The following is a 9,905-nucleotide window of genomic DNA, read 5'->3' as shown; positions in this document are numbered from 1 at the left end:
AGCTGGGTTTAAACCGTCGTGAGACAGGTTGGTCCCTATCTTCTGTGGGCGCACGAAACTTGAGGGGTTTTCTCTTTAGTACGAGAGGATTTAGAGGGACGTACCTCTGGTGTTCCTGTTGTCACGCTAGTGGCACCGCAGGGTAGCTAAGTACGGTCAGGATAAGCGCTGAAAGCATCTAAGCGCGAAGCCTCTCCCAAGATTAGGTTTCGTTTGAGTCCCCTGGAAGACTACCAGGTTGATAGGCCGGAAGTGTAAGGTGAGTAATCATTTCAGCTGACCGGTACTAATGGACGAATGCTTAGCCGTTTTGATTTTTACATCATAAACGCTAAGAACAAAAACTCTATAGTTTAAAAATAATACTTATTGCTTTTACCATTTTAATACACCAGGCAGAGTAGTGCGGCTGAAAGGTTGGCGACTCTGTCAATTCCGGTGACTTTACCTGAGAGGCCACACGCGTTCCCATTCCGAACACGACAGTTAAGCTCTCAGGGCCGATGATAGTGCCCACCAGTGCGAAAGTAGGTTATTGCCGGATATTTTTAAAACCCCTTGTCTCTTTGAGGTAAGGGGTTTTTTTACGTCTTCAGTATACTCAGGTCACTTTACTTTCGAGCATACTCACTCTCGTGCCATTCTTTTCGATCCAAATCTTTGTGGCGACCTTACAAAAAATGGTAGCAGTCTAGACTGTGTCCAGTTTGACTGTAACGTCTCCAGGTCCATTGAGTCCGGGTAAATTAGATTGAGAGACGCTATGCATTAATGTGATGCTGCAGTCCTGCCAGTTACTTTTCAATGTAGAGGATTTTCTCTACACCCGTTGATGCGATTTTATAAATCAGATGTTTCTAGCGCAGGCTGATTCATAACCAATCTTCGGTGGAAAATGTTGCGTTTCATTTGATTCGTGTGCTAAGATTTGATAAAGTAATGTAAATAAACATTAGAAAATAAATGTGCTCGCATTATATTTTACATCTATCCTCTTCTTAAACCTCTATTCTACTCTGCGTTACATCAATTTGTAATTGATAGAGTGGAATGCTTCTATACTGAGCCAGCCCTCTTCTTACCCAAGATGCGGACTGGGTTGAGTGATTTACAAATACCCTAAGTTATTAAAATTGTTTTATGCCAGGAGTTTTCTTGATGTTTCAGAGTGCTACAAAGCGACGCGGATTTACTTTGATTGAATTACTAGTGGTCATCGCCATTATTGCGATCCTGATTGCGTTATTGTTACCAGCAGTTCAACAGGCGCGCGAAGCAGCACGTCGTAGTACCTGTAAAAATAATTTGAAGCAACTGGGACTGGCATTTCATAATTACCATGATACACATCGCGTATTTCCACCTGCTGCGATTAACCCAGGTAGTGCAAAATGCACCTCAATTTATGCTACCAATAATATAATGAATCATACCTGTTACCAGATGTTGCTCCCTTTTCTGGATCAGGCACCTCTCTACAACCTTTACAACTGGTCAACACCCAGTGGGCCAGCAATGCATTCCAGCTGCGGACATACTGCTCCTCCTACGACATCGAATCAGTTTAGTTTAATCGGTGCCAATCTACCTGTTTTTCTCTGTCCCTCTGATAGTGGAACTCCGATCGGTACAGATTCCGGTTCCACTTATTATTCAAACGGCGCCCACCGGACGAGCTATGGTGTGGCTGCGAATCAGTATGATTCTGATAAATCCACTTCATTTCAGGGAGATACATATACTCAGAAAGGCGTGCTTGGGTTGAATGGTTCTGCAAAAATCTCTTCAATTACTGATGGAACCAGCAATACAGTGATGCTGATTGAAACTCCTCTGCTGAAAACGACAAATGGATCTGATACCTATGTTGGCTTCGGTCCTTTCTGGGATACTTTCACGCATACGCATTTTATTCGTCCCACCGGTCAGGGGATCAATCGACCTCGGAATGCAGCCTATAGTCAACGGGTTTATGGATGGGGCGCGGGAAGTTTTCATGTCGGTGGTGTGCATATTCTGCTCGGAGATGGCGCTGTTCGCTTTTTGAGTGAAAATGCAAATATGACTGCGGTTGTCCAGGCACTGATTTCTGCCAGAGGGGGCGAAGTAATTGGTGAGTTTTAAGCTGTTCTACAGTGATCGCTTTCATAATTCATCCCATAAAATAAATATCGAAGTTCACATTAATATAGACTGCATCCAGTTTTGCTCTAGCGACTCCAGAGGTGTTGCGACTGAGTAAAACAATACGAGATACGCAATGCTAAAATGTGATGGGCTCTAGATCAGCAAAATCGATCATTCTGCAATTCGGCTCAACTCATTCACTAATAATTCTATTAAATTACGATTCTAATAGCGAAAGTTCTCAGATGATGCGACTGCTGCACCCACAGGTTCGGAATTCCAGTTTTTATTTTGCTTGCCTTATGATCACAGGGTGTTTTGGGGGAGGAGAGCAACTTCCTGACCTGTCATCAGTAACGGGGACGGTTACACTGGATGGAACTCCGCTCACAGGGGCGAATATCATTTTTCAACCCCAAGAAGGAGGGGCTTCGTTTGCATTAACGGACGACAATGGAAACTATGAGTTGCTCTACAATGCCAATACTGCGGGTGCAATTCCCGGATCACATGCTGTGAAAATCTCGAAAGAGAAAAATCCGGAAGAACCGGGACAAAATCTGGTTCCCCCCAGGTACAATGATCAGTCCGCACTCACAGCTGAAGTCAAAGCCGGAGATGCAAATCAGATCCCATTTGAATTGACCACAAAAAAATGAATGTATTTCAGGGACTGAAAAGAAAACTGAGTCCTCAAAAATGAATCCGATGTTCTTAACTTGCCCTACGGGGCAAGTTTTTTTACGCACATGAGTTGCTGAGCGGGCAGAGTTATCTGAGAAACTGAAAAATAGTTCGCCCCTCAATATTCACTTGAAAAATGCCGGTGCATAGAACATAAATACCGTTCACTCGGGCGGGAATAAGATATCGTTGAAATTCAACGCAATCGAGATCGACTAGAGGGGGGCCAGTTTTATTGTCGCGTCTCGAGGGCCATTGGAACCGAGTATAATCTTACGAATGGCGCTATGTTTAAATGCAATGAGATCTAGATCTGATCTCGGATTTTGAAAAATCCAGTGATTGATTTCCATCCAAGCAGTCCGATGCAGATCCAGAGCAGAAATGATAATGTTCCCGGCAGGAAATAAAAGTCTACCGGGAGCCAGGCATACACAATCAGTCGCGGTCGCACGAGCCAGCTATAGGGAATTGCCATGGAACTACGAATCATGGCAAAGACGACGACCAGGGTATAGAAAAATAGATACAAACTGCCTGCGATCACGGTCACCAGACCACAATGAATCAGGGCGATTGTGGAAAATGTAACCACCAATTGGTCTGCGGTGGTATCAGTAAATGAGCCCCGGTTTCCCGCGATTCCCTGATAACGAGCCAAAGGTCCATCAATCCCATCCAGAAGGACATGCAGCAATAGCAGGCCGAATGCTGCAGGGGCGGCCCAGACCTGCTCTAGACCAATCAGAAAACAAAAAACAATTCCAAACATTAAAGAGAGAAAGGTAAGATGATTGGGGCTGATTCCCCGGTTTGCAAACCATTTCAGCAAAGGAAGAAAAAGTTGATGACGGCGGGACTGGGAAACGCCCATCAGTGACTCTTCACCGCTGGCATAGACTGAAACTTTACCTTTGATGGTTTTATTTTGAGGGCACATGTTCTTTGCCATTTGATTCCAAAGGCAGGAAGCTTACTTGAAACAGGTTAGATCAGCTGCTGTTTATGATCTATCTCGCTCCTGCAGTATCTGGTCCAGTACTCCTGATGTTTTGACCGCTTCAAAATCTACGAAATGTTTTCTCCGATCCCGGGTGGAGTTGGGGTGGGTGTCCATTTTCTCTGGTATTAATCCACTGGGCATCGTTATTTGTCTAAAAAATACCGGGAGGATATCAGAGCCGGCGTGAAATTACCGGAGATTTCTTAGGCTTCCTTTTTATATGGGTCTGGTTTGATATGATAATGGTTGATTTCTTACTGCGTGTTCATATTGAGTTTGTCAGATGAAAGAAAAGCCATGAACCTGAGTTGGATCAATTCTAATTGTGAGAGAATATCAGGCGGATTATTTATTTTGATGCTGGTATCCAGTCTTTGTGAAACAGGTTGGACTGCTGACCCAGAAAAAACGAGCGTGTTTCCGGTGCTCTTGCAAAAACGTGTGGAGAATCAGGCTGGCACATCTCACCCGGTTAAAGAAGCGGTTTACTGGAATCCAGAGCAAACGGCAATCATCGTCTGCGATATGTGGGATGATCATACCTGCAAGCAGGCCGCCAGGCGTGTTGCCGAGATGGCTCCGCATATGAATAAAACTCTGAAGGCGGCCCGTACGAAGGGGGTTTTTATTATCCATGCTCCCAGTGGCCGTATGAATTTTTATGATGGCACTCCCCAGCGTCAGCGTGCCGTTGATGCTCCCTTTTCAGAAGCACCACTCGATTTTAAATGGAAATACTGGAATGATAAAAAAGAAGGAGCACCTCTGCCATTCGTCCGGGCAGGGGGTTGTGGCTGTAAAGTAAACTGTAAAGGCTGGGAACCCGATGATACAGGTCTTCGCCATTGGAAAGGGGAGAAAATTCCCTGGACCCGACAGATAAAAACCATTGAGATTGCTGAAGAAGACGCCATCAGCGATAGCGGCCAGGAAATCTTCAATCTGCTGGAAGCAAAGGGCATTGAAAATGTTGTGCTCATGGGCGTCCATACAAATCTGTGTGTTTGTGGCCGTCCGTTCGGGTTACGACAGATGGTGTATCAGGGAAAAAATGCCGTTCTGTGTCGTGATCTGACCGATTCCCTGTTTCAGCAGAATGAGCCCCCCATCAGTCATTTTCGTGGGACTGAACTGGTTGTCGAACATATCGAATCGCGGATCTGTCCTACAATCACCTCAACCACATTTACCGGGAAACCCGTATTTCGCTTTGATGAAAAAGCCACTCATTAATGTTGGAATCCTCATCCACTGAGATCGTTTCGATATCGCTTCTGCAGCGAGAAGATGTGCTGTCTCGGTTTTAGAAATCCTTTTAGAACTGTCTGCAAGATGCATGCACTCGATTATGGTGTCATTCTGGCCTATCTGTTGTTTTCGATAGGTCTGGGTATCTATTTCGGCCGCAACCAGTCGCGCCAGGAGTTTTTTGCTGCAGGGAACTCTATGGGTTGGCTACCTGTCGGGCTCAGTGTGATGGCGACCCTGTTTTCTGCCAACAGTTTTGTCATGTATCCTTCGATTGCTTACGGAAGTGGACTCAGAATCGGTCTGTTTCTGATCGCCATTTCATTGATGGCACCATTGGTTCTTTGGGTGTTTATTCCCGTTTATGCCCGGCTGAAGTGTCAAACGGCGTATGAATATCTGGAACGCCGGTATCATGTTTCCGTTCGTTCCCTGGCCAGCGGGCTATTTATTTTTCTGCGTATCGGCTGGATGGCTTCTGCAACTTATGCTGCTTCCGTTGTGCTGGCGAATGTCATGCAGGTCGATCAGGTCACGGTGATTGTCGTGCTGGGCATTGTTTCAATTTTTTATACGATGCTCGGCGGACTGCGGGCAGTGATGTGGACCGACGTATTACAGTTTTTTATCTTCAGCCTGACAATCTTATTGACGCTGGGACTGATTCTTTCCCAGACAGAGGGGGGCGTTTCGGGTATGATGTCGACCTATTTTAAAGGTCGCGATAATGTCTTGATCGATTTTACCCCTTCGATGACTTTGGAGTATGGTAGCTGGGCTCTGTTAATAGGGCTGTTTCTGGAAGGCCTGTCTGCATTTGGGGCAGATCAGGTTGCTGTCCAACGGTATATTTCTGCCCGCTCTGAAAAAACCTCACAAATCGGTTTTTCCATAAATATCCTGGGGATGTGGGTTGTTGTCCCTGGTTTGCTGGCAATTGGTGTCGGCTTGTATTCCCATTATCAACAGTTCCCCGAAGAAATCGTCTCGGTACTGGCGACCGAACTGAATGGAGAACTGCCTGACTGGAGGTCCGGAAACGGGATGACGGTCCCTGAATATTATGAGTCCTATCCCCAATATGTGGCAGAGGATATTCGGGCCTTAAACAAACAGGATGAAGCGCTGCCGCAATACGTCCGTCTCCATTTTCCACCTGGCGTAGTCGGTTTGTTTCTGGTGGCGTTAATGGCCGCAGTGATGTCCAGTATCGATTCGGGAATTCATTCTGTGACCACGGCGCTAATGGTCGATTTCCGTGATCGTCATTTCGCGCATTGGAAACCAAAAAACAATATGATCGAAATGTTTCAGGACCGGGCACTGGTGGTGCTGATTGGAATCCTTTCGATTTTTCTTGCCTGCAATGTCGGTGAGATGGGGGATGTTTTTGCAATCGGAAAAAAAATGACTGCTGGTTTTGGGGGGCCATTACTGGCAGTCTTTATCCTGGCGCTGTTTTTTAAAAAGTCAACGACTGCCGGGGTGATGACGGGGGCACTTGCGGGGGCCTTGATTACAATTACCCTGATGTATCTTGCGGCAGACTGGTTTTCTGTCTGGTTCTGGCCGATTGGTTTTGGTCTGACAATGTTGATTGGCTTGATTGTCAGCCTGCTGACTGCGAAAACGGAAGAGGATGCAGATGAAACGACGCTTACTTATTGGAATGTGATTCACGGAAAATTTGAGAACCCCGAGGATACAAGAGAGTAATGGTCTCATGAAATATGCAGAAATGACGGCAATTGAACTGAAAAATGTTTCCCGCGAGGAGACTCTGGTCATACTGCCGATAGCTGCTGTCGAGCAGCATGGTCCGCATCTGCCAACCGGCACTGATGAGATGATCTGTACTGCAGTCGTAGAAAACGTCGAAGAACGGCTTAAAGAAAAAGTTGTCCTTTTACCCACGCTCTGGCTGGGGGCCAGCCAGCATCATCTGCGCTGGGGGGCTACACTGACTTGCCGGGTGGAAAACTACGAGACCCTGCTGTGTGAAATATGTGAATCTCTGTTAAACGACGGGTTTCGACGTGTCATGATCCTGAATGGGCATGGTGGAAATATCGGCCCGATGCAGATTGCACTGCGACGACTGCAGGTTGATTTTCCGACCTGCCAGTTGATGGCGGCTTCTTACTGGTCGATTGCAGAGGATGAAATTGCGTCAGTGATGGAAGGAAATTGCAAAACAGTCGGGCATGCCTGCGAAGCAGAAACTTCTTTAATGATGCATCTAAGGCCAGAATTAGTAGACGAGTCACTGCTGAAGAATTGTGATGATTATAAACTGGATATGCTGGAAGGCGTTTATCTCTGCAACGACATGTTCCAGCGAACTTCGCAGGGAGCGACAGGGCGGCCTGATCTGGCCTCAGCTCAGAAGGGGGCAGAACTGTTTTCAAGAATTGTGAGTCGCGTGACGGAAGTCTTTCAAACAGTTCAAATATTGCCACTTCCCAAATAATCAGGCAGCAGGCTTCGTTGTTCGTGATGCAAGTGCCTGCAAAACGGTCTCTGCAATACGATAGTGAGATCGGCCATCGCAGTTCCATGTCTGACGGATCTGGTCTCCGCGGACCTGTTGCTCTGACAGAGAATCCCGTCTGATGGAAGCCAGTGCGATTGCTCCCGCATCTTCTGTTGTCGAAAACGAGGCCCAGTCATATTCATGTAGCGGAAGACCGTAGTTACTGATGTCATTTTCCAGATTAAAAAAAGCGACCCGCTTTCCTATTAATGCCGCTTTGATTCCCACTGTCGAGTGATGAGTTACCAATACATCGCAGGCATGTAAAACCGTGCCCAGTGCATCTTCAGAGGCATTCAATGCCGCCGCCCCCAGCCGGTCGATCATTTTCTGTGCATCGACATCACGATGATTGGGGTGTTTACGTACGGCAACTCTGAGTTGTGGATTCTGGCTCAGTGCCTGTATCAGACTGGCTTCAATCAGAGCGCTCTGGTCATCAATACCGGGTTGCATTGCATAGAGGGCCAGGGGAGTGTCATTATTAATCGAGTGTTTCGTGCGCCACGCGATGCCGGCTGACTCCTGATGCAGGACATCTGCGGCACAATCAAAGCTGGGATGTCCTGTGATGACGAGAGTTCGGGGATCGACTCCGCGTTTTGTTAATTGAGGTATGGTTGCTTCAAATGGGATACAGACACGGTCCGCAATAATGTCGGCTATCTGAATGCCAAACAGACTGACCATGCTGATAGTGGGGATTCCTTGTTCCTGTGCTACTTTGACCGATGCCAGTTCCGCACGGGGGGAATTGGTGGTCAACAAGGCATCCGGTTTCAATTGATCAAACAGACGTCTTAATGGATTGAGGGGAAGAAACGCACGTCGGCCATGTGCCCGGTAGAGTTGATCAGCATTTTCTGTACCGATTCGCTCTTCCAGATCGGCATAGGAGAGTCCCAGATAGGCAATGGTTTCTTCCAGAGGGACCGATTTTCCATCGGCACGCAGCTCTTCTGCCAGCCGGATTCCATGTTGACGGGCGCGCTCATCGGTTGATGTCAGGAGATGTCGAAATCCCAGTGGTTCAAATCCAGCGGCCCGCAATGGTTCTGTTGCTGTGGTCAAACCAAGTACCGAAATCCGGCAGCCCTGGGCTTTTAGCTCCTGCAGGACGGGGATTAACATCTGGACATGTCCTCCGCCATAACATGTAGCCATTACATGATTTACGGTTCTTGGTGTTTGTGGAGACTTTAGTGAGAACATTAGATGCAAACGGGTTCGAGACACGTTAGTGGAAACGGGAAATCAGGTTGTCTTTCGCGGCGGTATTAGACAGGGAATTCAGGAATTACGTCAAGGTCAACCAGAGTGAGGGTGAGAAAATAAACCGTTTCTACAGAGAGAGTTGACGTGCTTAATCTGGTCTTTCCCGAAAAACCAAAATATCTTAGTTTACCGTTCCTGCAAATAATACAAAATCTGCAATTGTGAATTGAGCTGGCTCGCAGAAAACGGTTCAAGCTGTTTGCAACAGAGAGGGAACTGATTCTTCAGATCACCACTGATTGTTTTTCAATGCGGACTGTTTCTTCTAAAGGATGGAGAGAATCGAGATGCCGAACATTAAGCTGCTGCAAGACTTTCATAGACAGGATGTAGTTAAGTTTCTGAACGGGGCTGACAATGTAGGCATCGAACTGGGGGTAGCTCAGGGTATCTTTTCAGAGCGGATGATTCAGTCGGGAAAGTTCTCCACCTTTTTCGGCGTCGACATGTATGCCGACACGCACGATACCGAAGAATACAAAGGTGCTTTGAGAAAAGTAGGGCTATTTACACCCTACAAGCTGCTGAGGATGACTTTTGCGGAAGCTTTAGATCTGTTCGATGATCACACGTTCGATTTCATTTATGTCGATGGTTATGCCCATTCCGGTGAAGAAGGGGGCGAAACCATGTATCAATGGTATCAGAAGCTGAAAGTGGGCGGGGTGATGGCCGGTGATGACTATCACGAAAACTGGCCTTTAGTAAAGCAGTCCGTGGACGAGTTCATTCGACAGACTGGTGGGGAACTGATGGTGACCGGAAAAACAGAAGAAACAATCCATTGTCAGTATCCCAGCTGGATTACCATTAAGGAGCGCGAGGTGGAATTCACTCCTGATGAAGCGCAGATCCGGCGTGGCAAATCGATCACCAGAAAACTGGTCCGCCGCCGACACCTGAAAATATATCTACAGAATCTCTTACCCGGTTCTGTGATGGAAACACTGGATAAAGTCAGAAAGGCAGCTTGAATTTATTGCTGCCGGAGAATCGGGCAGGGAATGCTCGTGAAGTGTCCCCCGTGGGGGAACG

At 46.9% G+C, this 9,905-nt stretch carries 8 protein-coding genes and 2 rRNA genes; 8 read left to right on the top strand and 2 right to left on the bottom strand.

The features are described 5' to 3' along the window. From ACN0YH_RS26795 to ACN0YH_RS26780, 4 genes are all read left to right on the top strand, one after another. A 23S ribosomal RNA gene (locus ACN0YH_RS26795) occupies positions 1–310 on the top strand; the annotation flags it as partial. 124 nt (positions 311–434) lie between these two features. Beyond that, a 5S ribosomal RNA gene (gene rrf, locus ACN0YH_RS26790) occupies positions 435–544 on the top strand. Positions 545–1,158: 614 nt separating this feature from the next. Then, positions 1,159–2,124, top strand: coding sequence for a DUF1559 domain-containing protein (locus ACN0YH_RS26785; RefSeq protein ID WP_417382674.1), 966 nt, complete (start codon positions 1,159–1,161; stop codon positions 2,122–2,124). Positions 2,125–2,372: 248 nt separating this feature from the next. After that, entirely contained in the window at positions 2,373–2,786 is a 414-nt protein-coding gene (locus tag ACN0YH_RS26780) for a carboxypeptidase-like regulatory domain-containing protein (RefSeq protein WP_417382673.1), read from the top strand. A gap of 332 nt (positions 2,787–3,118) precedes the next feature. Here the strand turns inward: ACN0YH_RS26780 and ACN0YH_RS26775 are convergent, their stop codons facing one another. After that, positions 3,119–3,763: a CDP-alcohol phosphatidyltransferase family protein gene (locus tag ACN0YH_RS26775; RefSeq protein WP_417382672.1), complete on the bottom strand. Its 645-nt coding sequence runs from the start codon at positions 3,761–3,763 to the stop codon at positions 3,119–3,121. A 465-nt stretch (positions 3,764–4,228) separates the two neighbouring features. Here ACN0YH_RS26775 and ACN0YH_RS26770 point away from each other — a divergent pair, with 465 nt between their 5' ends. The 3 genes from ACN0YH_RS26770 to ACN0YH_RS26760 all read left to right on the top strand — a co-directional run bounded on the left by ACN0YH_RS26770 (position 4,229) and on the right by ACN0YH_RS26760 (position 7,532). Further along, entirely contained in the window at positions 4,229–5,047 is an 819-nt protein-coding gene (locus ACN0YH_RS26770) for a hypothetical protein (RefSeq protein WP_417382671.1), read from the top strand. 99 nt (positions 5,048–5,146) lie between these two features. Then, positions 5,147–6,778, top strand: coding sequence for a sodium:solute symporter family transporter (locus ACN0YH_RS26765; protein WP_417382670.1), 1,632 nt, complete (start codon positions 5,147–5,149; stop codon positions 6,776–6,778). 7 nt (positions 6,779–6,785) lie between these two features. After that, positions 6,786–7,532, top strand: coding sequence for a creatininase family protein (locus tag ACN0YH_RS26760; RefSeq protein ID WP_417382669.1), 747 nt, complete (start codon positions 6,786–6,788; stop codon positions 7,530–7,532). Here the strand turns inward: ACN0YH_RS26760 and ACN0YH_RS26755 are convergent, their stop codons facing one another. Continuing rightward, positions 7,533–8,726, bottom strand: a complete 1,194-nt coding sequence (locus ACN0YH_RS26755; RefSeq protein WP_417382668.1) for a hypothetical protein — start codon at positions 8,724–8,726, stop codon at positions 7,533–7,535. Positions 8,727–9,157: 431 nt separating this feature from the next. Between ACN0YH_RS26755 and ACN0YH_RS26750 the strand changes: the two genes are divergently transcribed. Then, positions 9,158–9,844, top strand: a complete 687-nt coding sequence (locus ACN0YH_RS26750) for a class I SAM-dependent methyltransferase (protein WP_417382667.1) — start codon at positions 9,158–9,160, stop codon at positions 9,842–9,844. Positions 9,845–9,905 lie beyond the last annotated feature (61 nt).

It is taken from the genome of Gimesia sp. (assembly GCF_048262075.1).
Lineage (GTDB): Bacteria > Planctomycetota > Planctomycetia > Planctomycetales > Planctomycetaceae > Gimesia.
This window is presented reverse-complemented; position numbering and strand designations above follow the sequence as displayed.

Coding starts and splice junctions, on each gene's coding strand:
- ACN0YH_RS26775 (WP_417382672.1), bottom strand. CDS start 3,763: ATGGCAAAGAACATGTGCCCTCAAAATAAAACCATCAAAGGTAAAGTT.
- ACN0YH_RS26765 (WP_417382670.1), top strand. CDS start 5,147: ATGCATGCACTCGATTATGGTGTCATTCTGGCCTATCTGTTGTTTTCG.
- ACN0YH_RS26780 (WP_417382673.1), top strand. CDS start 2,373: ATGATGCGACTGCTGCACCCACAGGTTCGGAATTCCAGTTTTTATTTT.
- ACN0YH_RS26760 (WP_417382669.1), top strand. CDS start 6,786: ATGAAATATGCAGAAATGACGGCAATTGAACTGAAAAATGTTTCCCGC.
- ACN0YH_RS26750 (WP_417382667.1), top strand. CDS start 9,158: ATGCCGAACATTAAGCTGCTGCAAGACTTTCATAGACAGGATGTAGTT.
- ACN0YH_RS26755 (WP_417382668.1), bottom strand. CDS start 8,726: ATGTTAATCCCCGTCCTGCAGGAGCTAAAAGCCCAGGGCTGCCGGATT.
- ACN0YH_RS26785 (WP_417382674.1), top strand. CDS start 1,159: ATGTTTCAGAGTGCTACAAAGCGACGCGGATTTACTTTGATTGAATTA.